At 68.6% G+C, this 26,589-nt stretch carries 24 protein-coding genes; 16 read left to right on the top strand and 8 right to left on the bottom strand.

Translation table 11 applies throughout. From position 1 onward, the window contains the following. Positions 1-46: 46 nt before the first annotated feature. On the bottom strand, positions 47-571 hold the full coding sequence (locus tag ACK5KK_RS13950; RefSeq protein WP_416890691.1) for a DUF2087 domain-containing protein: 525 nt from the start codon (positions 569-571) through the stop codon (positions 47-49). Between the two features lie 23 nt (positions 572-594). Here ACK5KK_RS13950 and ACK5KK_RS13945 point away from each other — a divergent pair, with 23 nt between their 5' ends. After that, positions 595-1,107, top strand: a complete 513-nt coding sequence (locus tag ACK5KK_RS13945) for a GNAT family N-acetyltransferase (protein ID WP_416890690.1) — start codon at positions 595-597, stop codon at positions 1,105-1,107. A gap of 19 nt (positions 1,108-1,126) precedes the next feature. Here the strand turns inward: ACK5KK_RS13945 and ACK5KK_RS13940 are convergent, their stop codons facing one another. The 6 genes from ACK5KK_RS13940 to ACK5KK_RS13915 form a co-directional block, all read right to left on the bottom strand. Beyond that, positions 1,127-1,672 carry a DUF805 domain-containing protein gene (locus ACK5KK_RS13940; protein WP_416890689.1) on the bottom strand — a complete coding sequence of 182 codons (546 nt, stop codon included), beginning with the start codon at positions 1,670-1,672 and terminating at the stop codon, positions 1,127-1,129. Positions 1,673-2,069: 397 nt separating this feature from the next. Continuing rightward, the gene (locus ACK5KK_RS13935; RefSeq protein ID WP_416890688.1) at positions 2,070-2,990 is read right to left on the bottom strand and encodes an ABC transporter substrate-binding protein; all 921 of its coding nucleotides are present in this window, start codon (positions 2,988-2,990) and stop codon (positions 2,070-2,072) included. Between the two features lie 43 nt (positions 2,991-3,033). After that, the gene (locus ACK5KK_RS13930) at positions 3,034-3,750 is read right to left on the bottom strand and encodes an ABC transporter permease (protein WP_416890687.1); all 717 of its coding nucleotides are present in this window, start codon (positions 3,748-3,750) and stop codon (positions 3,034-3,036) included. Beyond that, positions 3,747-4,430 carry an ABC transporter permease gene (locus ACK5KK_RS13925; protein ID WP_416890686.1) on the bottom strand — a complete coding sequence of 228 codons (684 nt, stop codon included), beginning with the start codon at positions 4,428-4,430 and terminating at the stop codon, positions 3,747-3,749. Before ACK5KK_RS13925 ends, ACK5KK_RS13930 begins: the two co-directional genes overlap by 4 nt. Beyond that, positions 4,427-5,254 carry an ABC transporter ATP-binding protein gene (locus ACK5KK_RS13920; protein ID WP_416890685.1) on the bottom strand — a complete coding sequence of 276 codons (828 nt, stop codon included), beginning with the start codon at positions 5,252-5,254 and terminating at the stop codon, positions 4,427-4,429. Before ACK5KK_RS13920 ends, ACK5KK_RS13925 begins: the two co-directional genes overlap by 4 nt. A gap of 96 nt (positions 5,255-5,350) precedes the next feature. Next, positions 5,351-6,505, bottom strand: coding sequence for a PucR family transcriptional regulator (locus ACK5KK_RS13915; protein WP_416890684.1), 1,155 nt, complete (start codon positions 6,503-6,505; stop codon positions 5,351-5,353). Positions 6,506-6,745: 240 nt separating this feature from the next. On the opposite strand from ACK5KK_RS13915, the gene ACK5KK_RS13910 reads away from it, so the two are divergent. The 11 genes from ACK5KK_RS13910 to ACK5KK_RS13860 all read left to right on the top strand — a co-directional run bounded on the left by ACK5KK_RS13910 (position 6,746) and on the right by ACK5KK_RS13860 (position 19,560). Beyond that, positions 6,746-8,227, top strand: a complete 1,482-nt coding sequence (locus ACK5KK_RS13910) for a 4-hydroxyphenylacetate 3-hydroxylase family protein (RefSeq protein ID WP_416890683.1) — start codon at positions 6,746-6,748, stop codon at positions 8,225-8,227. Beyond that, positions 8,224-9,225 carry an amidohydrolase family protein gene (locus ACK5KK_RS13905; protein ID WP_416890682.1) on the top strand — a complete coding sequence of 334 codons (1,002 nt, stop codon included), beginning with the start codon at positions 8,224-8,226 and terminating at the stop codon, positions 9,223-9,225. The genes ACK5KK_RS13910 and ACK5KK_RS13905 overlap by 4 nt, the downstream gene beginning before the upstream one ends. A 25-nt stretch (positions 9,226-9,250) precedes the next feature. Next, entirely contained in the window at positions 9,251-10,267 is a 1,017-nt protein-coding gene (locus ACK5KK_RS13900) for a hypothetical protein (protein WP_416890681.1), read from the top strand. 1 nt (position 10,268) lies between these two features. Continuing rightward, positions 10,269-10,949, top strand: a complete 681-nt coding sequence (locus tag ACK5KK_RS13895) for an RraA family protein (RefSeq protein WP_416890680.1) — start codon at positions 10,269-10,271, stop codon at positions 10,947-10,949. Further along, a complete protein-coding gene (locus ACK5KK_RS13890) occupies positions 10,946-11,602 on the top strand; it encodes an RraA family protein (RefSeq protein ID WP_416890679.1) in 657 nt (218 codons plus the stop codon). The genes ACK5KK_RS13895 and ACK5KK_RS13890 overlap by 4 nt, the downstream gene beginning before the upstream one ends. Beyond that, positions 11,599-12,252: an RraA family protein gene (locus tag ACK5KK_RS13885; RefSeq protein WP_416890678.1), complete on the top strand. Its 654-nt coding sequence runs from the start codon at positions 11,599-11,601 to the stop codon at positions 12,250-12,252. Before ACK5KK_RS13890 ends, ACK5KK_RS13885 begins: the two co-directional genes overlap by 4 nt. Beyond that, positions 12,249-13,250 carry a flavin reductase gene (locus ACK5KK_RS13880; protein ID WP_416890677.1) on the top strand — a complete coding sequence of 334 codons (1,002 nt, stop codon included), beginning with the start codon at positions 12,249-12,251 and terminating at the stop codon, positions 13,248-13,250. Before ACK5KK_RS13885 ends, ACK5KK_RS13880 begins: the two co-directional genes overlap by 4 nt. A 1-nt stretch (position 13,251) precedes the next feature. Next, positions 13,252-14,919, top strand: coding sequence for an FAD-dependent monooxygenase (locus ACK5KK_RS13875; RefSeq protein WP_416890676.1), 1,668 nt, complete (start codon positions 13,252-13,254; stop codon positions 14,917-14,919). After that, positions 14,916-16,097 (top strand): PucR family transcriptional regulator, encoded by a 1,182-nt coding sequence (locus ACK5KK_RS13870; RefSeq protein WP_416890675.1) that lies wholly within the window; start codon positions 14,916-14,918, stop codon positions 16,095-16,097. Before ACK5KK_RS13875 ends, ACK5KK_RS13870 begins: the two co-directional genes overlap by 4 nt. A 114-nt stretch (positions 16,098-16,211) precedes the next feature. After that, positions 16,212-18,089 carry an FAD-dependent monooxygenase gene (locus ACK5KK_RS13865; RefSeq protein WP_416890674.1) on the top strand — a complete coding sequence of 626 codons (1,878 nt, stop codon included), beginning with the start codon at positions 16,212-16,214 and terminating at the stop codon, positions 18,087-18,089. A 28-nt stretch (positions 18,090-18,117) separates the two neighbouring features. Further along, complete coding sequence (locus ACK5KK_RS13860) at positions 18,118-19,560, top strand: aldehyde dehydrogenase family protein (protein WP_416890673.1); 1,443 nt, start codon at positions 18,118-18,120, stop codon at positions 19,558-19,560. A 13-nt stretch (positions 19,561-19,573) separates the two neighbouring features. Here ACK5KK_RS13860 and ACK5KK_RS13855 read toward each other — a convergent pair whose 3' ends face one another. Then, positions 19,574-20,959, bottom strand: coding sequence for an aldehyde dehydrogenase family protein (locus ACK5KK_RS13855; RefSeq protein WP_416890672.1), 1,386 nt, complete (start codon positions 20,957-20,959; stop codon positions 19,574-19,576). 121 nt (positions 20,960-21,080) lie between these two features. Here ACK5KK_RS13855 and ACK5KK_RS13850 point away from each other — a divergent pair, with 121 nt between their 5' ends. The 4 genes from ACK5KK_RS13850 to ACK5KK_RS13835 all read left to right on the top strand — a co-directional run bounded on the left by ACK5KK_RS13850 (position 21,081) and on the right by ACK5KK_RS13835 (position 26,558). After that, the gene (locus ACK5KK_RS13850) at positions 21,081-22,682 is read left to right on the top strand and encodes a thiamine pyrophosphate-binding protein (protein ID WP_416890671.1); all 1,602 of its coding nucleotides are present in this window, start codon (positions 21,081-21,083) and stop codon (positions 22,680-22,682) included. 158 nt (positions 22,683-22,840) lie between these two features. Continuing rightward, positions 22,841-23,539 (top strand): FadR/GntR family transcriptional regulator, encoded by a 699-nt coding sequence (locus ACK5KK_RS13845; RefSeq protein ID WP_416890670.1) that lies wholly within the window; start codon positions 22,841-22,843, stop codon positions 23,537-23,539. A 59-nt stretch (positions 23,540-23,598) separates the two neighbouring features. Next, positions 23,599-24,657 carry a histidinol-phosphate transaminase gene (hisC, locus tag ACK5KK_RS13840; RefSeq protein ID WP_416890669.1) on the top strand — a complete coding sequence of 353 codons (1,059 nt, stop codon included), beginning with the start codon at positions 23,599-23,601 and terminating at the stop codon, positions 24,655-24,657. 161 nt (positions 24,658-24,818) lie between these two features. Continuing rightward, complete coding sequence (locus ACK5KK_RS13835) at positions 24,819-26,558, top strand: ABC transporter permease (RefSeq protein WP_416890668.1); 1,740 nt, start codon at positions 24,819-24,821, stop codon at positions 26,556-26,558. Positions 26,559-26,589: the final 31 nt, after the last annotated feature.

The following is a 26,589-nucleotide window of genomic DNA, read 5'->3' as shown; positions in this document are numbered from 1 at the left end:
TGCTTCGTCTTCGACGAACGCGAGGCGCTGACGCCCGGCCTGGAGGTCACGGTCGCGTCGTCGCCTCGGTGACCGGCAGCGCGTACTCTGCTCCCGAGCGGGTGCGTTCGATGAGACCGGCGTCGACCAGGTGACGGCGCAATGCCGCGATGTCGTCGGCGAAGCCCGCCAGCCGACCGCCGAGCTCGCGTTCGCCGATGACCTCCCCGGGGCGCAGCACCCGGCCCGCGACGTGTGCGAGCAGGTCGTGCCGCTCCGCGACGTTCGTCGGGTACCGGTCGATGCGGCCGTCGGGGCGGAGGAACCGTGCGATTCCCCGCCGAGACGGGGCAGGCGCCGCCCGCAGGAGGTCGGCGAAGACCTCACCGCGGGCGGTCAGGGTGCCGTCGGGCGCAGTCGTGACCAGACCCGCGCGATGAAGCGCTTCCCACGCGTGGCGCCGCCGCGACGGGGCGAGGCCGGCGTCGGCATCCGCCTCACCGAGCACCACTCGTGCGTAGAGCAGCCGAGTGCGGTCGTTTGCCAGCGCCGCCGCGACGGCGCGCCAAGAGGGCTCGGTGTCATCGGGCATGCCGTGCAGTCTAGGCTCGCAGGATGGACGCTGCCGTGATCGATCCTGTCCGGCTGGACGACGGTGCCGTCCTGCGCGCTGCGCGGGCCGGTGACGAACCGGGAATCCTCGCGGCGATCCACGCGCTCGCCGCGTACGAGAAGGAACCGGATGCCGTCGAGACCACCCCGGCGATGCTCACTCGCTCTCTGTTCGGGGAAGAGCCGAAGGTGTTCGCCCACGTGGTGGAGCGTGAGGGCACCATTGTGGGCATCGCGATCTGGTTTCTCACGTACTCGACCTGGACCGGGGAGCACGGCATCTGGCTGGAAGACTTGTTCGTCGACGAGTCACAGCGTGGCCGCGGCTACGGCAGGGCACTGCTGGCCTCGCTGGCCCGGGTGTGTGTGGCACGCGGGTATCCGCGTCTGGAGTGGACCGTGCTGGACTGGAACGCGCCGTCGATCGCGTTCTACCGCGCGCTCGGCGCGCAGCCGATGAACGAATGGACGACGCAGCGCGTCACCGGTGCGGACCTGACGGCACTGGCGGAGTGACGGCGCAGGGGTATTCGGCTCAGGGGTATTTGCTGGGCTGGCAGCACACCACGATCAGGAAGATGGAGCCTCCGGGCACCGCGCCGAGGAACACCCATGGCCATGCCCAGCCGGCATCTCGCAGGCGTCGCACCACAGCGGCGAGCTGCGGCACCAGGACGCCGAACACCAGCGCCATGAACAACGACCCGGTGAGGATCCCGGCGACCGGGATGATGACCGTGAAGAACAGCAGGAACGTCACCACAAGGTAGCTGAGCGCGATCGCGAGGACGAAGTACCAGAACTCGCTGCGCGAGGCCCGCCCGTCGAACTGTGCGTACTTGGTGAACGCGACCTTGACCGCGGTCCACATGTCGTTCACGATGGGACGGTTGTCGATTGGGGAGCGCCAGATGCCGACGGGAGGTACCTCACCGGGTGTCTGGTACGGCTGTGGCGCAGCGACGGCGACCGCCCCGGGCACCGGGGTGGTTTGAGCGCCCCACCGTGCACCGTCCCACCACCGCAGCAACGCGGGGGACTGCGGGTCGGCGTACCATCCGGGTGCCGGGGGCGTTGTCACGTCGTCTCCTCCTGTGTGGCGCTTCGTGGCGGTGTGCTTTCGGGCACGGTCACGGCGCGTCGAGTCTGCGGGCGCGTTGGCGCACCTGTCCAGGTTACGGGTTCTGCCGGATCGAGGGTCCAGCCGGGGCCTGGAGTCTCCGGCTCCCGCAGCGGGCCGTGCCGCGCGCTGAGTCCGCGTGGGTTGAGGCCGGGGTCGCGCGCGTGGGGGAGGAGAACCGCGCTTGGGAGGGCGCATTCCGGCGATAGGCCCTCCGACGGGTGGATCTCGTCCCCAGTGCGCGCTCGCGAGTTGACGCGCTCGCTGGGGGAGGAGTACGCCGCTCGGGAGGGCGGATGCCGGTCACACACGCGGGCGGAGCCCTGGGGCGCCGTCGCGCGCCGCCCCAGGGCGCAGGTCAGTTCAGCCCGTTCTCCGCCAGCCAGTCGGCGGCGATGTCGGCCGACGAACGCTGGTCCACGGTGGACTCGACGTTCATGGCGACCAGGCCCTCGGGGGTGAGCGCGGCGCTGACCTGGTTGATCGTGGTGGCCGCGTCGTCGGGGAAGTCCGCGCTGACCAAGGGCACCACGTGTGAGGCCAGGAACAGTCCGTCCGGGTCGGCGAGGGGCACCAGGTCGTCGGTGGAGATGCGCGGATCGGCACTGTAGACGTTCGCGATCTGGATGTTGCCGGCGACCAGCTCGTCGACGGTGGTGTCGGCGGTCGCCTGGAACTCCACGTCGACGCCGTAGACCTCCTTGAGCCCGGCGGGGCCGTACGGACGCTCCTCGAGCTCGGGCGCCCCGCCCAGGACCAGCGTCCCGTCGACGCCGGCAAGGTCGCCGATGCCGGTCAGGTCGTTGTCCGCGGCGAAGGCCGCCGTGACGTTGTACGAGTCCTGATCGGTGGCGGCGGACTGGTCGAGCACGGCGAGCTGGTCGGGCAGCGCGGCGACCAGCGCCGCGTACACGTCGTCCGAGCTGGTTGCCGTGGCGGCGTCATCGTAGAACTGCAGCAGGTTGCCGGTGTACTCGGGGAACAGGTCGATCGACCCGTCTTCGAGTGACGGGATGTACGCGTCGCGCTGACCGATGTTGAACTGTCGCTCGACCTCGAAGCCGGCGCTTTCTAGCGCCTGCGCGTAGATCTCGGCGATGATCTCGTTCGAGTAGTACGCCTGCGATCCGACGACGATCGTGTCCCCGCCTGCGGTCGGGGCGGTGCTCTGTGTGCCGCCGCCCTCGAGCGGGTCGCTCGAGGCGCAGCCGGCCAGGGCGACCGCGGCGACCGCGGCGGTGCCGAGGGCCAGGTGGATGCGGGAGCGGATGCGGGACATGGATTACCTCCGGGTGGTGTGGGTGTGGGTCGGTTCGGGACGGTCAGGTGGTGGCCACGGCCGTGACATGGGCGGTGGCCCGTCGCGGGGTGCGGGCGGTGACGCCGTGCGGCACGACGACGCGGTGCAGGAGCGCGAAGGCACCGTCGAGGAGGAGGGCGAGGGCGATGACGAGGATCGAACCCCCCAGGATCTCGTCGAACCGCTGCAACTGGACGCCCTGCAGGATGTAGAAGCCGAGGCCGCCCAGCCCGACGTAGGTCGCGATCGTCACGGTCGCCACCACCTGCAACGTCGCCGATCGCAGCCCGCCGATCAGGAGCGGCAGCCCCAGCGGGACCTCGATTTTCCAGAGCACCTGCCACGACGTCATGCCCATCGCGCGGGCGGCATCGATCGTGCTGCGGTTGATGGCCTCGAATCCCGAGTACGCTCCCGCGAGGATCGAGGGGATCGCGAGCACGACAAAGGAGATGACGGCCGCTTCGGTCTTGTGCAGCACGCCGAGGACGAGCCACAGCAGGACCACCAGACCGAGAGCTGGAACAGCGCGGGCGGCGCCGGAGAGGGCGATGGCGAACTCGCGTCCGCGCCCGGTGTGCCCGATCGCCCAGCCCGCCGGGATCGCGATGAGCGCGGCGATGAGGACCGAGACGAACGTGAAGGCCAGGTGTTGCCCGATCGCGACCGGCAGCGGCAGGGACCCGGCGAGCCGGTCGGGGGAGAAGATCCACGCGAAAGCGTCGAAGAACAGGTTCATGCGGCGGCCATCCGAAGCGCGGCGCGCCGTTCTCGGCGCGCCGCGGCGCGGGTGGGCTGCCACGGGATCAGCATCCGCCCGATGAGCGACAGGACGACGTCGATGAGCACGGCGATGACGACGACGGCCAGCACACCGGCGAGCACCTCCGCGATGATGCGGCGCTGCCCGCCGTTGGTGAACAGGTAACCGAGGTTCTGCACCCCGATCAGGATGCCGACGGTCGCCAGCGAGATCGTCGAGGTCGCGGTCACCCGCAGCCCCGCCAGCATGACCGGACCGGCGAGGGGGAACTCGACGGCCCAGAAGCGCCGCCACGCCCCGAACCCGACGGCGACGGCGGCGGCCCGTGCGGCAGGGTCAGCCGCGTCGAGACCGTCGGTGACCGAGCGGGTCATGATCGCGATGCCGTAGATCGTCAGCGCGACGATGAGGTTCAGCTCCGACGTGAAACGGATGCCGAAGGCCGCGGCGATGACGGCGAACAGGCCGAGGGAGGGGATCGTGTAGAGCAGACCGACGGTGGTGAGCACCGCCCCGCGCAAGGCGGTGTAGCGGAACGCGAGCCATCCCACCGGCACCGCGATGACGAAGCTCAGCACGATCGGGATGAGGCTCTGCCGCAGGTGGTCCAGCGACAGCGACCAGATCAGATCGAGGTTCTCGACGACCCAGTTCACGTGTCGCCCGCCTCGACAAGGACTCCCTGCGTACGGCCGGCGGCGTCGACGAGAACGGTGCCGTGGGGGGTGGTCTTGGTGCGCAGTTCTCGCGCGCCGCGCTCGACCCCGATGAACTCGGCGACGAAGTCGCTGGCGGGGTTCTCGATGATCTGGCTCGGGCTGCCGACCTGCGCGACGCGCGCGCCCTTCTCGAGGATGACGACCTGGTCGCCGAGCAGGAACGCTTCGTCGATGTCGTGGGTGACGAACACGACGGTCTTGTCGAGATCGCGCTGCAGGCGGATGGTCTCGGCCTGCAGCTCTTTGCGCACGATGGGGTCGACGGCACCGAACGGCTCGTCCATCAGCAGGATGTTGGGGTCGGCGGCCAGTCCCCTCGCCACGCCGACGCGCTGCTGCTGGCCACCCGAGAGCTGGCGCGGGTAACGGTCGGCCAGGGCCCGATCCAGCCCGACGACGTCGAGCAGTTCCAGCGCTCGCTGACGCGCCTGGGGTTTCGGTGTTCCCTGCAGCACCGGCACCGTGGCCACGTTGTCGACAACGCTGAAGTGGGGGAGCAGCCCTGCGCTCTGCATGACGTAGCCGATGCTGCGCCGCAGCTGCACCGGGTCGCGGCCCATGATCGATTCGCCGTCGATCGTGATCTCGCCCGAGGTCGGCTCGACGAGACGGTTGATCATGCGCAGCAGCGTGGTCTTGCCGCACCCCGACGACCCGACCAGCACCGTCGTCTTGTGGGCAGGAATGAGCAGGCTGAACTCGTCGACGGCGACAGTGCCATCGGGAAATCGCTTCGTCACGGCACGGAATTCGATCGCCATATGGTCCCCCGGGTCGGTCCCACCAGCCAACCACACATCGCGGACACCGTGCCGGTTGCGCGCGCGTTCGTGACCCTTCGGGTCGCCGGGGCCGGTTCAGGACAGCCCAGCGAGACGGGCGATGCGCAGCGCCGTGTGCAATTCGCGGCGCACGATCCCGTCGGCCAGGTCGACGTGGATGAGTTCGCGGACACGATCCAACCGGTAATAGAGCGTGCTGCGGTGGATGTGGAGGTGGCCCGCGGTGCGTTGCGCATCGCCGCCGTTGTCCAGGTACGCTTCGAGCGTACGGACGAAGTCGGCATTGGAGGCTTCCCGGAGCAACCGCCGCACGGGCTCCGGTAGATCAGCCACCGTGAGTTGCGTCAACGGCAGCTGCAGCAGCAGCCGGTCGATCCCGAGTTCGTCCCAGAAGGCGATGCGGGAGTACTGCGTCGGATCGAGCACGGTCGCGTCCATCGCGATCTGCGCCCGATGCCGGGAGACGGCGGCGTCGGTGAGCACGGGGACGGACGGACCGACGCCCACGTGCACCGTGGAGAAGTCGTCGGTCCGACAGAGCTCGCGCAGCCGCCCGGTTGCGACGCTGTCAGCCACCACCGCGACGGCTTGTCCCTCGATCATCGCACCGGCCGAGCGGGAGGCGCACTCTGCCAGGATCGAGGTGAGTGTCTTGCGCAGAGCGAGGCCGCTCGTCCGTCCCGTCTGCGTGCTGCGCGCGAGCAGGACAGCGTACCCGTCCGCCGTGCCGACCAGGCCCAATCGCGCGAGGTCCTCCGCCGCGCTCTGACGCTGGGCGAGGTCGCCGTCCAACAGGTCGGCGACGAGTCGATCGGTTCGCTCGGCGCGTCTGCTGACGCCGGCCTGCCGAGCGGCCAACATTGCGCCGAGCTCGTCGCGTCCGATGGCGACCGCCGGTGACTCGCGTTCGTCGGCGGTTTCGTCGTCACGCGGAACGTAGGACAGATAGCCGGTGATCAGACCGTCGAAACGAAGCGACGCGACCACACGCGGGGGCGTCCCGTCGACGGGAGGAAGGAGCACTGCACCGGTCGAGTGCTGCACCCGGTGCTCCCGGATCATCCGCATCGCGCGCGTCGAGCTCTTGCGGGAGAGGATCATGGCCAAGCGTGCACTGTCGACGTCGGCCTCGTGCACGCTGAACGCCGCGACCGCGAAGTCCGCGTCGAAGACGATGATCGGCCGTCCAATCCGGTCTGCCAGAGCCTGCACCGCGCCATCCAGGTTCATCCGGTCGTCTCACTTCCGGGTCGTGCGTCTTCCGGGGGTCACAGGCGTCGATGCCGTGGGAATCAGCGTTGCGATCCCCATGGTAGGCGTTGGCCGGTCGGGCACCGGTGCCGATTGCGACACAGTGTCGGACGGTGGGGGCCGAGGTTCCGCGGCCCGACGATGGTCCCACGGGGCCCGGTTTTCTAGCGTGGAATCGCCCCGGGAACGGGGAGCGACGATCGTCCGAAGGAGTTCAGCATGGATCTTTCCGGCACCACCGGAGCGATGACGGGGGCGCGCTTCGTCGAGAGTCTGAACGACGGGCGTGAGGTGTGGCTCGACGGCCAACGCATCGACAACGTCGCGGAGCACCCCGCGCTCGCTCCGACCGTCAACGAGTTCGCTCGGCTGTTGGATCTGAGGTTCGCGTCCGAGGAAGCGCGCGACCGCACGCTGTTCACGTCTCCCGAGACGGGGAATCCGGTGAGCTACGCGTATTCTCTACCGACCACGCGAGAGCAGCTGCGCCGCAAGTTCGCGGCCTCCGAATGGTGGATGGCGGAGAGCCTGGGCCAGTTGGGTCGTTCGCCGGACTTCATGTCGAATGTCGTGGCCGGGCTCGTCGACTACGCCGACGAACTGGAGGCGGCCCGACCCGGAGCGGGGGCCCACGCGCGTGACTACCGCCGTTACGCGATGGAGAACGACCTGGTGCTGACCCATGCTCTCGGTGATCCGCAGATCGACCGGTCGCGTAGCGCACTGGAGGACCCCGACCTCGCGCTGCGGGTCGTTGAGGAACGTGACGGCGGTGTCGTGCTCAGGGGGGCGAAGCAACTCGCCACCCTCGCGCCCTTCTCCCACGAAGTGCTCGTCTACCTCAACGGTGTGACCGCCGCGCGCGGAGCGGATGCGTTCGTGCTGTGGTTCGCCCTCCCCTTGAACGCACCCGGGTTGAAGACGCTGCTGAGAGAACCGCTCGGACGATCCGGCAGCGGGTACTCGTACCCGCTGGGCAACGCGTACGACGAGCAGGACGCGATGCTGTTCTTCGATGACGTCTTCGTTCCCTGGGAGCGTCTGTTCCTCTACGGCGACAGTCTGCGGGCGATGCGCGGATTGGGGCGGGTCAACGCGTGGAGTCTGCACAGCACACACATCCGCTTCCTGCACCGCATCAAGTTCCTCACGTCGGTGGCAAAGAAGATGGCGCGCGCGATCGGTGTGGATGCGTTCCGCGGCATCCAGGAGCAACTGGGCGAGCTCGTTTCGTACGTGCAGACCGTCGAACTGGCCATCGCGGGAGCCGAGGCCTCCTGTTACGTGACCGACGGCGGGCACCTCGCGCCGGCGCACAGCAACGGCCTGGGCTTCTGGTCGGCGGACCTTTCCCGGCAACTCGTGCAGATCATGCGTCAGATCGGTGCATCGGGACTGATCATGCAGCCGACCGAAGCAGATCTCGCACACCCTGACCTGCGACCCTGGCTGGACAAGTACATGTACGGCCACGACATCGCCGCGGACGAGAAAGCGCGGTTGTTCCGGCTCGGGTGGGAGCTGTCGGCCTCGTCGTTCGGCATGCGCCAGGAGCTCTACGAATACCTCCATCGGGGTGACCCCGGCGCGGGGCGCACCCGGATGCTGCGCCAGTACGACACCTCCGACATGGATGCCCGTGTCGACGCGCTCATCTGCGCCCCCAGCACCGACCACGAAGCGACACAGGAGCCGACATGATCATCGACGTTCACGGCCACATGACCGCACCGGACGCCTATTACGCGTGGAAGGCCTCGCTGCTCGCCGCGCGCGGCTCCCACGGCGGCAAGCCCCCCAAGATCTCCGACGACGCCCTGCTGGCCTCCTACCAGGCGCCACACCCGAGCTTCGGGAACGTCTCGCACATGCACCATCTGGATCACGCGGGCATCGACCTGCAGTTGCTTTCTCCCCGGCCGTTCCACGCGATGCACTCCGAACGGCCCACAAGGATCGTCGAGTGGTTCACCGCGGAGACCAACGAGCTGATCCACCGTGCCGTGAAACTCATGCCCGGTCGCTTCGGCGGCATCGCCGGCCTACCGCAAAGCCCCTATCTGTCGGTCGAACAGTGGCTGCCCGAGCTTCGCCGGGCCGTGACCGACTTGGGCTTCGTTGGCGCAATGGTCAACTCGGACCCCTTCGAGGGGACGGAGGCGCCGCCTGCGATGGGCGATCGTTACTGGTACCCGCTCTACGAGGCGTTGTGTGAGTTGGACGTGCCGATGCTGCTGCACTCGGCCGGCTGCAAGTACCCCGCCCGCGAACCGTACAGCCTGCACTTCATCCAGGAGGAGACGGTGGCGGTGTGGAGCATGATCAATGCCGACGTCTTCGCGCGCTTCCCCGACCTGAAGGTGATCGTCTCGCACGGAGGCGGCGCGATCCCGTATCAAGTCGGCCGGTTCCTGCCCTCGGTGGTCCGCACGGGGGTGTCCTACCTCGACAAGCTGCGGAAGTTCTACTTCGACTCCTGCCTCTACACGCAGGAGGGGCTGGAACTGCTGCTCAAGGTGATCGGACCCGACCGCGTGATGTTCGGCTCCGAGAAGCCGGGAACCGGGTCACAGATCAATCCCGACAACGGTCGCTGGTTCGACGACATCCATCTGCTGTTCGACGACATCGACTGGCTCGATGACGAGAGCCGAGACAAGGTGTTCGCGGGCAACGCCCGGCAGTTGTTCCGCCTCTGAGCGGACGAGAGAAGAGGACTCGACCATGGCGAGCATTGTCGCAGGCATCGGCTCATCCCACGGACCCCAGCTGAAGGCACCACCGCCGGAGGCCTGGGAGACACGCGGCAGGGCCGATCGTCAGAGCCGGAACCTCGCGTTCCGCGGCCGCACTCACACGTTCGACGAACTCCGAGAAGTGCGCGAGGACTTCTCGCACGAGATCACCCACGAGGTGATGCAGCGCCGCTGGGACGCCTGTCAGCGTGCGATGGACGAGCTTTCGGCGTTCATCCGGGCCCAGCGGATCGACGTGCTGGTCATCGTCTCCAGCGACCACAAGGAGACGTTCAACGACGAACTGCTCGCGCCGTTCGGCATCTACTGGGGCGATGAGGTCGCGCACGTGCCCTTCACCGCCGAACAGCTCGCGGCGATGGCGGACGGCCTGGCCGAGGCGGCACGCGGAGACGTCCCCGACCAGACGATCATGCGTCCCACCCATCGCGCCCTCGCCCGTCACCTGATCCAGTGCGTCCAGAACGAGGACTTCGACGTCGCGGCCAGCGAGATCCTTCCGGAGGGCCGTTACGCGAACCGGGGCATCCCGCACGGATACGGGTTCATCTATCAGCGCTTCCTCGGCGAGGACTCCTCGGTGCCGTTCGTCCCCGTGTTCATCAACACCTTCTGGGATCCGAACCCGCCGTCGGCGCGACGCAGTTACGACTTCGGTCGGGCGCTCGCACGCGCGATCGGGTCTTTCCCCGAGGACCTCCGCGTCGGCGTGGTCGCGTCGGGCGGACTCAGCCACTTCGTCATCGACGAAACACTCGACACCGATTTCATTCGCGCGATCACCGAGCACGACGCCGACTACCTGCGCTCGGTGCCGGCGTCGGAGATGATGTCGGGAGCGTCCGAGTTGCGCAATTGGATCGCCGTCGCCGGCATCGCCGACGAGACCGGCCTTCAGGTGACCCGCGCCGACTACGAGCCGTGCTACCGGACCGAAGCCGGTACCGGCAACGCGATGGGGTTCATCGCCTGGGAGCGTCCCTGACATGCCGGCTCCCGAGGCCGACATCGTGGCGGCGTTGCGTGGCCTGGACAGCTGCGCGGTCTCCGACGCCCTCGACACTCTCGGGCTGTCCGGAGCGACCACCGCGCTGAGGCAGATGTGGCCGTGCCCGGGAACGATCGCGGGCCGGGTGCGTACCGTCACCGCGGCGCCGAAGACGACCGCGGGACCGACCACGCATATCGCGACCCCGCTCGTCGCCGTTGCGGCGCCCGACGACGTCGTGGTGATCGACAACCACGGTCGTATCGACGTCTCTTGCTGGGGCGGCATCCTCACCGAAGCGGCCGTACACGCCGGAGTGGCCGCGGTGATCGTCGACGGCGCCTGCCGCGACGTCCAGGACAGCGCCACGGCGGGCCTGCCCGTGTTCGCGCGGACAGCCGTGCCGGTGAGCGCGCGCGGCCGGGTGGTGCAGCAGCAGATGGATGAGCGGATCCAGATCGACGGGGTGAGCGTGGCCGCCTTCGACTACGTCGTCGCGGACGTCAACGGCGTGGTCTTCGTCCCCGCCGTCGCCGCCGCTCGCGTGGTGGCGCTCGCGCAGCGGATCGCCGAGCGAGAGCGGGCGATGACCGAGGCGGTCCGCGCCGGTCAGGACATCACCTCGATCATGCATGACTCGCGATTTCCCGCCGTGACGGCGCAGGAGGCGGCGCCGTGACGGCCGATCTGGTGGAACGCTTCCGCGCGGTGGGCACGGCGACGGTCTCCGACGCGCTCGACAAGCTCGGCCGCCCGGGGAGCCTCCTCGGGCTGGCGCCGCTGGCCGACGGTCAGCAGATGGCGGGGAGGGCATTCACGGTGCGGTACGTGAGCGCACAGGTCCCGGCCGGCACCGTCGGCGATTTCATCGACGATGTCGCTGTCGGCCAGGTCGTCGTCATCGACAACGGCGGGCGACTCGACGCAACCGTGTGGGGTGACATCCTCACCGCCGTCGCGCACCGGCGCGGCATCGCCGGGACGGTGATCGACGGTGTCTGCCGCGACACCCAGCGCGCGCTGTCGCTGGGCTACCCGATCTACAGCAGGGGGCGGTTCATGCGTACCGGCAAGGGCAGGGTCGAGGTCGCGCAGGAACAGGCGCCGGTCACGGTCGGCGGCGTCACCGTCCGCCCCGGGGACCTGCTCGTGGGCGACAGCGACGGCGTCGTGGTTGTCGCTCGTGACATCGAGAACGAGGCGATCGGCATCGCCGAGATGATCGCCCGGCATGAGGAAGCGATCCTGAACGCTGCGCTGGACGGTTCCACGATCGGTGACGCGCGCGCTCGCTTCGGCTATCACACGCTGCAGACTCCGGGTGCGCCGTGAGCGCCGTGAGTGAGGATGCCGACGAACTGCTGCGATTCGGTTCGGCAACCGTGTACGAGGCCTCCCGTGCGGACGTGTACCTCGACCCGGTCTTCCGCCCCGCCTGGCATGGTGCGCAGGCAGTGGGCACCGCCCTGCCGGTGCAGGCGCAGGCCGGCGATAACCTCGCCCTGCACCACGCGATCGCGGCAGCCGGTCCCGGCGACATCCTCGTCGTCGACGCCGGTGGCGCGCCATTCGGTTACTGGGGCGAAGTCATGGCGGTGGCCGCCCAGTCCCGCGGTATCGCGGGCCTGGTCATCGACGGTGGGGTGCGAGACACCGACGCCATGGCGCACCGGGGCTTCCCTGCGTTCAGCACCTGTGTCTCCATCCGCGGCACCGAGAAGCACTGGGCCGGAACGATCGGGATACCGATCACGATGCGTGGCCGGGTGGTATGCCGCGGCGACGTCATCGTCGCCGACGGCGACGGCATCGCCGTGGTGCCGTTCGCGCGGTACCCAGAGGTACTCGTTGCGGCACGGGAGCGCGCGTCAAGGGAGGAATCGATCATGGGTCGGTTGCGTGCCGGTGAGTCGACTCTCGATGTCTACGGGTTCCGCCCGCTGGGCGAACCCATTCGCCTGAACGAGAGGACGAACCTGTGAACGACGACACGACCGACATGACCGACCTCTTCCGGCGCGCCGCGGGCGGGTTCGCGTCCGGTGTCACCGTCGTCACGACACAGCACGGCGGATTCCTCTACGGGCTCACCGCGACGTCGTTCGTGTCGCTTTCGCTGAACCCGCTGCTGGTGACCGTGTCGATCAACGTGCACAGTCCGATCCTCGAGGAGATCCGGGACAGCGGCCGGTTCGCCATCAACGTCCTCGCCAGCGATCAGCAACACGTGTCGACCTACTTCGCCACCCGTGGGCGCGGCCGTAGCGAGGGAGCCTTCGTCGGCATCGACACGCACGTCGAAAGGACCGGGGCACCGATCGTGACCGGCGCGTTGAGCTGGTTCGACTGCAGGGTGCATACGACTCTCGACGGAGGCGACCACACGATCCTCGTCGGCGCCGTCGCCGCCGCGGGAGGCGGCACCGGCGAACCGCTCATGTACATGTCCGGCCGCTACCGGGCCCTCAGCCTGGCAGAGGAGAAGGCGGTCGAGGAGGAGGCGGAGCGGGCGGACATCCATCGCATCGCCGATTCGCTGTCGGTCCACCTCCATCTGCACGGGATGAGCCCCGAGCAGTTGATCGACGCGCAACGCGCGGTGGAGCCGGCCGCGGCGGCACTCGCGGCGCGAAACGCGACCGATCGACAGCTCCTCCAGCTGCGGGAACTGGTCGACGCCGCCGAGGAGTTCGTGGACGACCCCGCGCGCTACACGCCGCTCTCGCTCGAGTTCCATCAACAGCTCGGCATGCTCAGTGCAAACCCGGCGATCGCCGCCAGCGTGCAGGCGCTCAATCAGCCGCGAGCGAGCGCTTACGCGCCGCACACCGAAACCCACCGTGCGCGTCGTGCCACCGACGCGCACCGGCACGTGCTTGCCGCGATCCTGGCCCGGGACGAGGAGTCCGCGCGCCAGCGGATGGCCGAACATCTCGGGCAGGTCGCGCGAGGGCTGCCCGACGCACCCCGAACGGAGTGACATGTCCCCTGACGTTGACGCGGATGTCCTGATCGTCGGTGCCGGCCCCGTCGGTCTCATGGCGGCGATCGACCTGAGCGCGCGTGGCGTGACGAGCATCGTCATCGAGCAACGCGCGTTTCTGGAACCACCCAGCGTGAAATGCAACCATGTCGCGTCTCGGACGATGGAGCGGTTTCGCATGCTCGGGTTCGCCGACCGGGTACGCCGGGCGGGGCTGCCCAGCGACTATCCGCAGGATGTCGCCTTCCGAACCTCGGTGACCGGCCGGGAGTTCGGCCGCATCGAGATTCCGGCCAGTGGCGTGCGAGGCACCACTGCTGCGCGCGGGCTCGACACTCAGTGGGCCACTCCGGAGGGTCCGCAGCGGATCAACCAGACCTTCCTGGAGCCCATCCTGGCCGACGAAGCGGTGCAGCGCTCCGGAGTCGCACTGCACAGCCGCCGCGTGTTCCGCTCGCTCGCGCAGGATGACGACGGTGTGACCGCCGTCACGGTCGACGGTGCCGGCGGTGACGAAAGGGCGCTGCGCGGGCGTTACCTGATCGGGGCCGATGGCGGGAAGTCGATCGTGCGCAAACTGATCGGAGCGAGCCTGTCGGGCGACCCGGTGCTGCAGCGCGTGATGTCCACCCTGGTGCGTGTGGACGGGCTCTACGAGCGGATGCGCGCGCCAGAACCGCGCGCGTGGGGCTACTACACGTCCAACGAGCGTCGGCACGGTCATGTCTACGCCATCAATGGGATCGACGAGTTTCTGGTTCACACCTTCCTCACCGACGCGGAGGCGGAAGAAGGGTCGGTCGATCGCGACGAGGCGATTCGAGCGATCCTCGGGTTGGAAGCCGACGAGGCCTATGAGATCGTCTCCAAGGAGGACTGGGTCGCTCGGCGTCTGATCGCTGACCGTTTTCGCGACCGCCGCGTCTTCCTCGCGGGCGACGCGAGCCACCTCTGGGTCCCGTTCGCCGGATTCGGAATGAACGCCGGGATCGCCGACGTGCTCAACCTCACCTGGCTGCTCGGCGCGGTCCGCCGTGGCTGGGCCGACGAGGGCATCCTGGACGCCTACGAAGCCGAGCGATGGCCCATCACCGACCAGGTGTCGAGATTCGCGATGGAACACCAGCAGAAACTGGAGCGTCCGCGCCTGCCCGCCGGTCTGGATGACGACGGCCCCGCCGGGGCCGCGGTCCGGGAACGGTACGGTGCGCAAATGCGCGCGCTGAACGAGCCCCAGTTCGTGGCGGCCGGGCTGAATTTCGGATACGTCTACGACGCCTCACCGATCATCGCCTACGACGGGGTCTCGGCGCCGGACTACAGCATGGGGACGTACACGCCATCGACCGTGCCGGGATGCCGTGCGCCGCACTTCTGGCTCACCGACGGCACATCGGTGTTCGACCGACTCGGGATCGGCTACACGCTCATCGCGGTCTCTGGCACCGGCCATGCCGCGCTCGACGACGCTTTCCGCGCCGCGACCGTTCCCCTTGAGACGATCGAGGTGGACCGTGACATCCTGCCCGCCGAGTACAGCCGGTCGCTGACCCTGGTCCGCCAGGATCAGACGGTCGTGTGGCGGGCGGACGAGCCGCCGGACGACCCGCGCGGATTGGTCGGCCTCCTGCGCGGGGATGGGTGCGTGCGCCCCCGGCGGGCATGAGCGCGCCGCACCGCAGTGCGGCGGCCGGCCTTGACGGGGCGGTGCAGTCTCTCGCCGAGACGATCGGCCATCCGGTCATCGTCTTCGACGAGGGGTTCGCCGTGGCGTCGTTCAGCGTGCACGACGGTCCGGTTGATGCGGCGCGGCTGGCGATGATCCTCACCCACCGGGGGTCGGAGCGCGCCATTGAGCGGATCCGGGCCCACGGAGTCGAACGTTCACGCGGCGCGGTGATGTTCTCGGAGCACGAGGGCATGCGCACGCGGGTCGTCGCGCCGTTGCGCGATCATGGCGAGATCACCGGCTACGTCTCCTACGTCCCGGACACCACCGATGACCCGGCACGACGTGATGCCCCGGCGATCGTGTCGGCGCGCGACGACGTCGGTGCGCTGCTGGCGTTGCGGGCGCGAGAAGCCCGCGACAACGAGCGCGATCCGGCCCGCCTCCTGTCCCGGCTGTTCGATGGTGACCCTGCTGATCGCGCGACGGCAGCGGAGCAGCTGACGGGGTCCGGGCTGATCGTGGAGGCGCGCGAGTACACGGTGGTGGTCATGGCGTCTGCGGAAGCGACCGCACGCGTGCCCGCTGTCGTTCGCCGGCATCCGCTGGTGCCGACCGCGCACCGCGCGGTACGGGCGCTGGCGGCGATCATCGCGGGGGAATGGGTCGTGGTGGTCCCGGGGCGCGCGACGCGCGAGTCGGTGAGAGCGTTGCGCGCCGAGGCCGGACGCGCGGTGCTCCACGGGGGGATCGGCGGCTCGGTCGGGGATCTCATCGACGTGGACATGTCGCGGAAACAAGCTCGCACCGCGGCGCGCGCCACGCGACGAGATCCCACCCGCTATGGTCCTATCGCGGCCTGGGACGACCTCGGATTCGACCGGCTGCTGCTGATGTTTCCGCTGGAGAAGCTGACCCTGTCCGACCTGCCGGAGGCGCTGCAGCGGCTGTTGGCGTCGGCACCCGGGCCCGACCTGCCCTTGACGCTCGAGGTGTATCTCGACAACGGCGGAGACGGGACCCGCACCGCCGAGTTGTTGCACGTGCACCGCAGCACGCTCTACTACCGGCTGGACCGGCTGCGTGACCTCCTCGGCGTCGATCTGTCGGACGGGAGGGTGCGTCGGGAACTGCACACCTCGCTGCGGCTGGCGCAGCTGGCGGGTCTGGCATGACCGCGGCGGGCAAGAATCCGACGGAGCGTCGCAACGGTTCCGACGCCGACGCGATGACCGCGGGCGACCCGCCGACCTACCGTGGGCCGGAGAAGCGATCATGAGGAGGACACCGTGAGCGTCACCGACCGGAATACTCACGCGGGGCTGGCGCCCATCGACGAAGAGAGTTGGCCCGAGCAGACCGAGGTCTTCATCATGGGCGGGGGACCGGTCGGGCTGTCCTGCGCGATCCTCCTGGCGCAGCGGGGCATCGACGTCTTCCTCGTCGACCGCCGCGACTTCGTCTTCCGCTTTCCGCGCGCGCACCTGCTGAACATGCGCACCATGGAGGCCTTCGCTGATATGGGCGTCGCGGAGGACATCTACGCCGCCACGCCCGCGCACGACCGGTGGCGGAAGGTCGTCTGGTACACGACGGCGACCGGACCGGGCCGCTTCGACGGAATGAAGATCGGCGAGGTGCCGGCGTGGGGCGGCGGGGACGACGCCGAGCGCTATGCGTCGGCGGGACCGCGGCGGCATGCGAACATGCCGCAGATCCGGCTCGATCCGCTCCTGTACACCCACGCTCGGCGAGCCGCGCCGGGCCGGATCCGCAAGCTGCAAGAGGTGACGGCGATCGCGCAGGACGACGATCGGGTCACCGTGACGATGCTGGACGCGGAAAGCGGTGAGTCGCACACGATGTCCGCGCGGTATCTCATCGCCGCGGACGGTGGCCGCGACAGCGTCGACCTGCTCGGTGTGCGCCTGGAGGGGCGCAGCAACCTTCGTGAAGTCGTGAACTATCACGTCCAGATGGATCTCTCGGCGTGGCCGGAACCGGACGCGCTGCTGGCTCACTTCATGCACCCGGCCGGGGGCGCTCGCCGGCGCGGCACGATCCAGGCGATCGGCCCGACTCACTACGATCGCAACTCCGAGGAGTGGTTGGTCTCGGTCGCCGCGTGGATGGTGGAGGGGGATCCCGACGACGATGCCGCCCTGTTCGACTCCATCCGGCGCATGCTCGGTCTTGGGCCCGAGCACGACATCACGATGCTCACCACCACACGGTGGAACTACCACGGACTGATCGCCGACCGCTTCCGCGTCGGTCGGGCTTTCCTCGCCGGTGACGCCGCGCACAAGCACCCGCCGACGGGCGGGCTCGGTCTGAACGGCGGGATCCAGGACGCCCATAACCTCTGCTGGAAGATCGCCGCGGTGCTGCACGGACAGGCATCAGACGGGCTCCTGGACAGTTACGAGGCGGAACGGCGCCCGACGGTTGCCTGGTACACGGCGCACTCGCTCGAGAACGCGAATCGCCACCCCCCGATCGCGATCGCGCTCGGCTTCGGGGAGGATGAAGCCGAAGGGTTCCGCAACTTGGAGACCTACGTGAGCGACACCCCCGAAGGGGCAGTGATGCGTACGCAGGTGGCCGATGCCGTCGCGCACAACTCCTATGACTACAGCCAGCTGGGCGTGGAGTGCGGATACCACTACTGGGCGGGTGCCTTCGTGCCGGATGGGACGCCGGTGCCCGCTGACGACGCCGACCCGATCACGTTCCACTCGACATCGCGCCCCGGTCACCACCTGCCGCATGCGTGGCTTGCCGATGGGGGAGAACCGCTCACGCCGCGCTCGTCCCATGATCTCGTCGCCGCGGAAGGGCTGACGCTGATCACCTCCGTCTCCGCATCGGCCCGCTGGTCGGACGCGGTCGCCGCGGTCGGCGGCGCGATGCCGGTGACTGTGGCGGCGATTCCCGACGAGGACGGCGCGTGGGTGCGGGTGCGTGAGATCGACCAGGACGGAGCGCTGCTGATCCGCCCGGATCGGAAGGTCGCTTGGCGGGCGGTGGGCATGCCGACCGACCCCGGGAAAGCACTTCTCGCGGCGCTCGAAGTCATCGCCCGCGGCGGCGATCTGCCGCACAGCGATCCGGCGCAGCCCTATATGAGGCGCATTCGGGACGCGGCAAGCATCTTGGTGCGCTGACACAGACGCGGACGACGAAGGAACGACGATGACTCCCTGGGACCCGACGACGGCGGACGGACGAATCTACTCGGGGCGGTGGCGCCCGGGGGGTGGGGGAGTTCGGGAGGTGGTCTCTCCCGGGTCCGGCGCGGTCATCGGCCGGATCGGTGTCGCCGATCAGACCGATGTCGCCCGCGCCGGTCGCGCCGCTGCCGCCGCGCAACGCCGGTGGGGCGCGGCTTCGTACCGCGACCGTGCCGGCGTCCTCGCTCGGGCCGCGGCGGCGCTGCGTGAGATGCGGAGCGACGTCGAGCAGATGATCGTGCGCGAGTCGGGTTCGCTCCCCTCAAAGGCTCACTACGAGGTCGACAAGGCCGTCGCCGAGCTGGAGGCGGCGGTCGGACTCGTCACTGCGTCGCAGGGCGATATCCTGCCGGTCGATGACCCCGCCACCCTGGGCCTGGCTCGTCGCGTTCCGGTCGGTGTCGTCGGGGTGATCACGCCCTGGAACGCCCCGCTGACCCTCGGGATCCGCTCGGTCGCGCCCGCGATAGCGCTCGGCAACGCGGTGCTGCTCAAGCCCGACCCCAAGACCCCCTTCTCGGGCGGTGCCGCGATCGCCGAGGTCCTCCAGCTCGCGGGACTGCCGAAGGACCTCCTGCATGTCCTTCCCGGTGGCGCCGACGTCGGCGAGGCGGTCGTGCGCTGTCCCGACACGTCGGTCATCTCGTTCACCGGTTCCTCCGCTGCGGGTCGGCAGGTCGGTGCGATCGCCGGCGGGCTGCTCAAGCGCCTGATTCTGGAGCTGGGTGGGAACAACGCCATCGTGGTCATGGCCGACGCCGATCTCGACCGCGCGGTGGACTGCGCCCTCGCCGGTGCCTATCGCCACCAGGGGCAGGTGTGCATGGCGACTGGGCGCCACCTCGTGCACGAGAGCATCGCCGACGAGTACGAGCGTCGTCTCGTGGAGGCGGTACGCACGATGGTCCCCACCGATCCTCTCGCGGCGGGCGCGACGATGGGGCCACTGATCACGTCGGCCCAAGCCGAGCGCGTGCACGACATCGTCGAGCGAACGGTGTCTCAGGGTGCCCGCGTCCTCACCGGTGGTACGCACGAGGGCAACCTCTACCAGCCGACGGTGCTGGCCGACGTCGATCCGGCCAGCCCCGCCTTCACTCACGAGATCTTCGGTCCCGTGGCTCCGGTGACCAGATTCGCGACCGTCGAAGAGGCGCTCCAACTGGCCGGCGCGACCGATTACGGACTGTCTGCGGCGATCCACACGAGTGACGCGGCCGCGGGGCTGGCGTTCGCCAGCCAGCTTCGCGTGGGGATGGTGGCGATCAACGGTCGGACCAACTACGACGCGCCGCACATCCCGATGGGGGGAATGGGGGCGTCGGGCAACGGCAGCCGACACGGTGGTCGCTGGGATCTGGAAGAACTCACCTTCGTGCAGTGGGTGACGATGCCGGCCAGCTGAGCCGGGCGGGTCATCAGCCCGCCGGGCGGCGGATCACTTTGGTCGCGGCCATTGCTTTGAGTCCCTCGACACCGAACTCAAGGCCGTAACCCGATGACTTGGTGCCTCCGAACGGGACTTGGGGGTGCAGGCCACCGTGCCGGTTGATCCACACGGTTCCCGCTTCGAGGCGGTCGGCGACGCGCATCGCCTCTTCCTCGTCCGGCCCCCACACCGACGCGCCCAGGCCCTGATCGGTGCCGTTGGCCAGTTCGAGCGCGGTCTCGACATCGGAGTACCGCACCAGGGGGAGCGCCGGACCGAACTGCTCCTGCTGCACCAGGTCGGCGTCGTTGTCGATGTCGGCGACGATCGTCGTGCGGTAGAACAGGGGCCCGAGCTCGGCGGCCGGCTCGCCGCCGGCCACGACTCGCGCGCCGCGCGCTCGCGCATCGTCGACCAGTCGGGCAACGATCTCGAACTGCTCGGCGTTCTGGACGGGCCCGAGCTTGTTGCCCGGTTCGAGTCCCGGACCCATCGGGGTCGTGCGGGCTCGCTCGGCGAGGGCATCAACGAGGTCGTCGTAGACGGAGTCGTGCACGTACACGCGCTTGAGCGCGGCGCACACCTGGCCGGTGTTCATGAACGCCCCCCAGAACAGACGGTCCGCGATGTCGGCCACGTTCGCGCCGGGAAGCACGATGCCGGCGTCGTTGCCGCCGAGCTCCAGGGTGAGACGTGCGAGGTTCCGGGCCGAACTCTCCACGATCTTGCGCCCGGTGGCGGTCGATCCGGTGAAGATGATCTTGTCGAGGTCTGCGTGTGACGAGAGGGCCGCGCCCACCTCCCGGTCTCCGGAGATCGCCGTGAGGACGCCGGGCGGTAGATGCCGGTTGAAGATGTCGATCAGGGCGAGCACGCTCAGCGGCGTGTGCTCACTGGGCTTGATGACGACAGCGTTCCCCATGCGCAGCGCGGGGGCGATGTGCCACACCGCGATCATCACCGGGAAGTTCCACGGTCCGATCGAGGCCACGACGCCCAGCGGAACGTAGCGCAGTTCGGCGCCGTCGGCGAGAGGGGCAGCCTCCAGGACCGTATCGCACGCCGCGCGCAGGAAATGTGCCGCTCCGTTCGCCTCGCCGAGGCCGCCCGGCTTGCCCTGCTCCCGCGTGATCAGTCGGCCGAGTTCTTCGGCGTGGACGTCGATGTCGTCGGCGACGGCGGTCAGGATACGGCAGCGTTCGCCGTCGCTATGTGCGGCCCATGCCGGTTGCGCGGCGCGCGCCGCCGCCACGGCCGTGTTGAGGTCGTCGACGGTGTGTTCAGGTGCGTACCCGATCACCTCTTGCGAGGCGGCATCGAGAATGGCGCGGCCCGCATGAGGGGCGACTGATACGTGAGAAAGAAGTGTGCTCATCTGGCTCTCCAGGTGTGTGCGTCGGTCGGGGACGGGTGTGTCGCGGGCGGTTTGGCTGCCGACAACCTGTACCTCTATATTCATTATAGATAATTAACCGACAAGGGGAACCATGGTGCGGATGACGGGCGGGGATGCCCTGACCAAGACATTGCTGAGTGAAGGAACCGACACGGTATTCGGGATTCCGGGGGTTCAGCTGGACGGGTTGACCGACGGCATGTACCGACATCGCGAGGAGTTGGGACTCGTCGTGCCGCGTCACGAGCAGGCCACGACCTACATGGCCGATGGCTTCGCACGGGTCAGCGCCCGCCCCGGCGTCGCGATGGTGGTTCCCGGCCCGGGCGTGTTGAACGCGGGTGCGGGACTGGCGACGGCGTACGCCTGTTCCACTCCGGTCCTGCTCGTCGCCGGGACGATCCCGAGTCCGCTCGTGGGCGCCGGCCTCGGTGCCCTCCACGAGATTCCTGCGCAGACCGAGACGCTCGCCGGCCTCACCAAGTGGGCGGCTCGCCCGACGCGTGCCGAGGAGATTCCCGAACTGGTGCATGAGGCTTACCGGCAGATGCGCTCCGGACGCCCGCGCCCGACCGCGATCGAGGTCGCGCCAGATCTGCTTCATCAGGAGATCGACGTGACCATCGGCGAGCCTTTCGCCGTCGCCCGGCCGCCGCTGCCCGCCACGAATGTCCACCGACTCGCTGATCTGATGCGGCGCAGCCGACGGATCGTGTTGTACGTCGGCGGGGGTGTCAAGGGGCAGCGCGCGTTCGACCTGTTGCCTCGTCTGGCCGCAGCGCTCGATGCCGCCGTCGTCATGACCGACAACGGACGCGGCGCGATCGACGCACGCGATCCGCACGCGCTGCCGGCGTTTGCGATGCGAACCCTGCGTGAACGGGCGGATTTGGTCATCGGGCTCGGCACGCGATTCGTCACACCGTTCGGGGCGCCGGTCGCGACCGGCTCCGCGCAGGTTGCGCTCGTGAACGCCGATCCCGCGGACCTCGCCGCCCCCCGCGACGCGGCGCTGACGATCTGTGCCGACGCGACCGACGTCCTGGCCGCGCTCGTCCCGCAGATCGAACCCCAAGCGGGGTGGGGCGAGGAGCTGGTGCGGGAGCGCACCGACAGCGACCGGCTCGTGCGTGGCACCGTCGCCCCGCAGATGGCCTTCGTGGACGCCATCCGCGCAGCCCTCCCGGACGACGGCATCCTCGTGAATGAACTCACCCAGGTCGGCTACGTCTCCACGTACGGGTTCCCGGTACATGCACCCCGGTCGTACGTCTGGCCGGGTTACCAGGGAACCCTCGGCTACGCCGTGCCGACCGCGCTGGGCGCCACGGTCGGGGCAGGCGGTCGGGCGGTCGTCGTTCTCACCGGCGATGGCGGCTTCGGGTGGTCGTTGCAAGAACTGGCCACGGCGCGAAAATACGGCATCCCGACGGTGATCGTCCTGTTCGAAGACGGCCGGTTCGGGAACGTCTGGCGGATCCAACGAGACTCCTATGGGGGGAGGTTCATCGGCTCCGACCTCACCAACCCCGATTTCAGCGTGCTCGCGCAGGCATTCGGTGTCGCCTTCACCACGGCCGCCGACCCCGCCCAGGTGCAGCGCGCCATCGGCGACGCCCTGACAGCGGGCGTGCCCACAGTCGTGCGTGTTCCCGTCGGCGACTTCCCGAGTCCCTGGTCGCTCATCCACGAGCGGCACTGATCGGCGCCGCAGGTACGCCCCGGGGCAGAGCCGGGGCTTACCGGCGAACGCGGGATATGATGAGGTGTCATTGCCGCCCGGTCCGGGCGGAGACGACCTGACGCACCCGCGGTCGCTCCTGCTCAGCGCCGTGGCCGAACTCGGGGGATGGCAAGAGCGTGCAGTTGAGAGCAAACTCCGCGGTTGCGATGCAGGTGGCGCGGACGATCGAGGCCGAGATCGTCGACAACGGTTGGCCGAACGGTCACTACCTCGGCAGGCGTCAGGAGCTCGCGCAGCGATTCGGGGTCGCCCCGGCGACCCTGGGCGAGGTGATCCAGCTCCTCCGTTCCCGGGGCATCGTCGAGTCCAAATCCGGACCAGGCGGGGGCATCTTCGTGTCCGAGCGCTCGCCGTTCACCTCGCTGAGCGATCACCTCCTGAGACTGCGTGAGGGCGCGGCGACGGCGGACCAGTGCCTGGGGGTCCTCGATGCCCTCGATGAGGCGGTATTGCTGGATGCGGTGGAGTTCGCCGATGCCGACGACATCGTGGAGATCACCGCGCGAGCATCCGCGCTGGAGCGGGCCTGGGGTGGCTCGGAGTCGACAGCGGCGATGTGGGCACTTCATGCACGGATCGCGCGAGTCACTCCCAACGATCTGCTACGGCGTCTCTACACCGACCTCGTGAACTACCTCAGGAGCGAGTCGTTCGAGGGCGCCGAAGGTCCGCACACCGCGGAGCGGCTGCAGACCCACCTGGACTTCGCGGTCGCCGTCGCGCAGAACGACCGTGCGCTGGCCGAGTCGGCCGCCGCGCGGCACCGCGGGTCGACGCTGTCCCGTCGCCGGACTGACCGCACGCCGCGGATTTGACATCGTTTTGCATGCCTCCCTATTCTCCATATTGAATATGGAGAATAGGGAGGCATGCAATGGAGCACGTATTTCGTCAGGTGATTCAAGAGATCCTTGCGACCCCGAACAGACCCGCCCGTGCGGCCACACCGCCGCCGATCCGGTTGTCACAGAACGAGATGCCGTGGGAGCCGGCGCCGGTCGTTCTCGACGCGATGACGGCGGCCCTGCACCGCGCGCATCGGTACCCCGACTATCATCGCGCTCACGCGCGAGAGGCGGTGGCCGCGGCGTGCGGCGTGCAGCCCGATCAGGTCGCGGTCGACAACGGCTCCGGCACGTTGCTGCACGCGCTGGCGCGCCTGGTCTGTGAGCCCGGCCGGCACGGCGTCTACTGCTGGCCCTCCTTCGATGCCTATCCGCTGGCTCTCCGCCTCACCGGCGCCGAGGCCACACCCGTCGCTTTGGCCGGTTCGGGGGCGATGGACATGGCGGCGATGCGTGCGGCCATCCGTCCGGAGACCCGGCTCGTCTACCTGTGCAACCCAAACAACCCCACCGGCGGTGTGCTCGGAGTCGCCGAACTGCGTGCGTTCCTCGCCGCTGTGCCATCCCAGGTGATGGTGGTGCTCGATGAGGCCTACCGGGAGTTCATCGATATCGAGTCGGTGGATGCGACGGTTGATCTCCTCAGCGACTATGACAACCTCGTGATCGTTCGCACCATGTCGAAGGCGCATGGGCTCGCGGGCGTGCGGGCCGGGTACGTGCTCTCGTCCGTGCGCATCGCCGAGGCGCTGCGTCGGACGACCGTCGGATTCGCACTCAATGTCGTCGCGGAGGCCGCCATCATCGCGGCACTGTCGGATGAGGGCCGAGCCATCGCCCACGAACGCATCTCCCAGATCGTCGCCGAACGCACCCGTCTGCAAGGCGAGCTCTCGGATCGCGGGGTGTCCCACCTGGCGAGCCAGGCGAACTTCGTCTTCTTGGGAGGGGACGCCGCCGAACTGAGTAGTCGACTCGAGCGGCACGGAGTCCTTGCGCGGCCGTTCCCGCAGGCGGGCGGCGTGCGGGTCACCGTGGGTCTGCCTGACGACAACGCCGCCGTGCTGGCGGCTCTGTCCGCTCGGTGAGGTCTTCGACACCTGTCTGAGGAACGGCGGATGACTTCCTCATCACGCCCGATGTGACCGCCAAACGTGTTACTTACGCTGAGTGAAAAGCCGGACGATGTGGTCCGCCGCCCCTGAGCGGCCCTCGTGCGATGCCGACCGCCGCAGGAAGGGAGAGAGCGTTGTCTGCCACCGATTTCGCGCGTGACCGAAGGGCCTCTCTTCGTCGGTCCGTCGTCAGTGGCGCGCTGTGGAGCTCCTTCGTCGCCGCACTCACGCTCATCTTCGTCTACCCGGTGTCGATGATCGTCATCGGCGCGTTCCGGGACGGCCTGCCCTCGGACGATCTTCCCTTCACCCTCGCCGAACTGGCGACGTCGTTCGCCGCATCGGAGACCTGGACGACCTTGGCCAACTCGGTCATCCTCGTCCTGGTCTGCGGCGTCATCTCGGTGACCGGCGGTGGCCTGTTCGCGTGGATCGCGGCGAACACGAACGTTCCGGGTCGCCGTTTGCTGACCCCGCTCATGGCGATCAACCTCTTCGTGCCGCCGCTGTTTCACACACTGGGGTGGATCATGCTCGGCAATGCGCAGAACGGTCTCATCAACCAACTCGCGCGGTTCCTCGGGACACCCGGGTCGGTGATCGACATCCAGACCTGGGGAGGCCTCATCCTCCTGATGTCACTCGGGTACATGCCGTTCGCCTACTTGCTCATGCTGGGAGCGTTCAAGAACCGTGATCAGGCCTTGGACGAGGCGGCCGCCGTCAGCGGGGCCGGCACGGTTCGGACCTTCTTCACGATCACGGTGCCCTCGATCGGACCGGCCATCACCGGCGCAGCGATCCTGATCGCGGTCCTCGTCTTCCAGTCCTTCGACGGTCCGCAACTGATCGGACGGCAGGCGGGGATCTACGTGTTCTCGACCCAGATCTATCGCTACGTCCGTGACGAGGTACCGGCGAAGTACGGCCAGGCATTCGCGTTGTCGCTCGTGCTCATCGTCCTCGTGCTCGTCTTGTTCCTCGCTCAGCGCTGGCTGCTGCGCGGTCGCAGCTACACCACCCTGACGGGAAAGACCTCGCGTCGGGAACCGCAGGAGCTCGGCCCGGTGCGGTGGCTGTTGTTCGCGATGATCCTCGGCTTCATGCTGCTGAATCTGGTGCTGCCGTTGTTCGCGATGATCCTGGGGAGCTTCCAGCCGATCTTCGGGGTGACGAGCACGGGCTTCACCCTCGACAACTATGCTCGGCTGATCACCGACCCCGTGCTCAGCTCCAGTCTGTCGCTGACCGCCTGGTTGGCGATCGTGGGGGGATTCGGTTCGATCGCGATCTCGTTGCTCACGACCTACGTGGTGGCACGCCGGTCCGGGTTCCTGAAGGCGTACACGTCGTTCAGCGTCTGGATTCCTTGGGCCCTGCCGGGCCTCGTGCTCGCCTTGGCCTACATGTTCGCCGTCCTGGCGGTACCCGCATTCCGCAGCCTGTACGGAACGGCGGTGCTCATGACACTCGTGCTGATCGTCGCGACCATCCCGGTGTCCAGCCGGATCGCCGAGGGGGCGCTTGCGCAACTGTCCCCCGAACTCGAAGAGGCCGGTCGGATCTCCGGCGCGGGTCCGCTCCGCGTTCTCATCACGATCGTGCTGCGGCTGGTGATCCCGAGCTTCCTGGCCGGGTGGTTCCTCTCCGCGCTGTTCATCTCGGGGAACCTCGCCGTTCCGATGCTGCTGGCACCTCCGGGGCTGCAACCGGTCTCCCTGACCGCTTTCCAGCTGTTCCTGCTCGGCGACCTCGCCAGCGGCGCGGCGCTGTTCATGATCATCCTGCTGGCCGCATCGGTCGTGCTCGCGGTGGCGGGGGCATCGATGTGGCTCGGCGCTCGATACCAGCGACGAGCGCTCAGCGCCCCGTGAACGTCCATCCGATCCACCTGTAGTCCCACAC

This window comes from Microbacterium sp. (assembly GCF_047972865.1).
Taxonomy (GTDB): Bacteria; Actinomycetota; Actinomycetes; order Actinomycetales; family Microbacteriaceae; genus Microbacterium.
Note: the sequence above shows the minus strand (reverse complement) of the source record. Positions and strands in the feature narration are given on the sequence as shown.

Coding starts and splice junctions, on each gene's coding strand:
- ACK5KK_RS13950 (WP_416890691.1), bottom strand. CDS start 571: ATGCCCGATGACACCGAGCCCTCTTGGCGCGCCGTCGCGGCGGCGCTG.
- ACK5KK_RS13945 (WP_416890690.1), top strand. CDS start 595: ATGGACGCTGCCGTGATCGATCCTGTCCGGCTGGACGACGGTGCCGTC.
- ACK5KK_RS13935 (WP_416890688.1), bottom strand. CDS start 2,990: ATGTCCCGCATCCGCTCCCGCATCCACCTGGCCCTCGGCACCGCCGCG.
- ACK5KK_RS13930 (WP_416890687.1), bottom strand. CDS start 3,750: ATGAACCTGTTCTTCGACGCTTTCGCGTGGATCTTCTCCCCCGACCGG.
- ACK5KK_RS13920 (WP_416890685.1), bottom strand. CDS start 5,254: ATGGCGATCGAATTCCGTGCCGTGACGAAGCGATTTCCCGATGGCACT.
- ACK5KK_RS13915 (WP_416890684.1), bottom strand. CDS start 6,505: ATGAACCTGGATGGCGCGGTGCAGGCTCTGGCAGACCGGATTGGACGG.
- ACK5KK_RS13910 (WP_416890683.1), top strand. CDS start 6,746: ATGGATCTTTCCGGCACCACCGGAGCGATGACGGGGGCGCGCTTCGTC.
- ACK5KK_RS13905 (WP_416890682.1), top strand. CDS start 8,224: ATGATCATCGACGTTCACGGCCACATGACCGCACCGGACGCCTATTAC.
- ACK5KK_RS13900 (WP_416890681.1), top strand. CDS start 9,251: ATGGCGAGCATTGTCGCAGGCATCGGCTCATCCCACGGACCCCAGCTG.
- ACK5KK_RS13895 (WP_416890680.1), top strand. CDS start 10,269: ATGCCGGCTCCCGAGGCCGACATCGTGGCGGCGTTGCGTGGCCTGGAC.
- ACK5KK_RS13875 (WP_416890676.1), top strand. CDS start 13,252: ATGTCCCCTGACGTTGACGCGGATGTCCTGATCGTCGGTGCCGGCCCC.
- ACK5KK_RS13870 (WP_416890675.1), top strand. CDS start 14,916: ATGAGCGCGCCGCACCGCAGTGCGGCGGCCGGCCTTGACGGGGCGGTG.
- ACK5KK_RS13860 (WP_416890673.1), top strand. CDS start 18,118: ATGACTCCCTGGGACCCGACGACGGCGGACGGACGAATCTACTCGGGG.
- ACK5KK_RS13855 (WP_416890672.1), bottom strand. CDS start 20,959: ATGAGCACACTTCTTTCTCACGTATCAGTCGCCCCTCATGCGGGCCGC.
- ACK5KK_RS13850 (WP_416890671.1), top strand. CDS start 21,081: ATGACGGGCGGGGATGCCCTGACCAAGACATTGCTGAGTGAAGGAACC.
- hisC (WP_416890669.1), top strand. CDS start 23,599: ATGGAGCACGTATTTCGTCAGGTGATTCAAGAGATCCTTGCGACCCCG.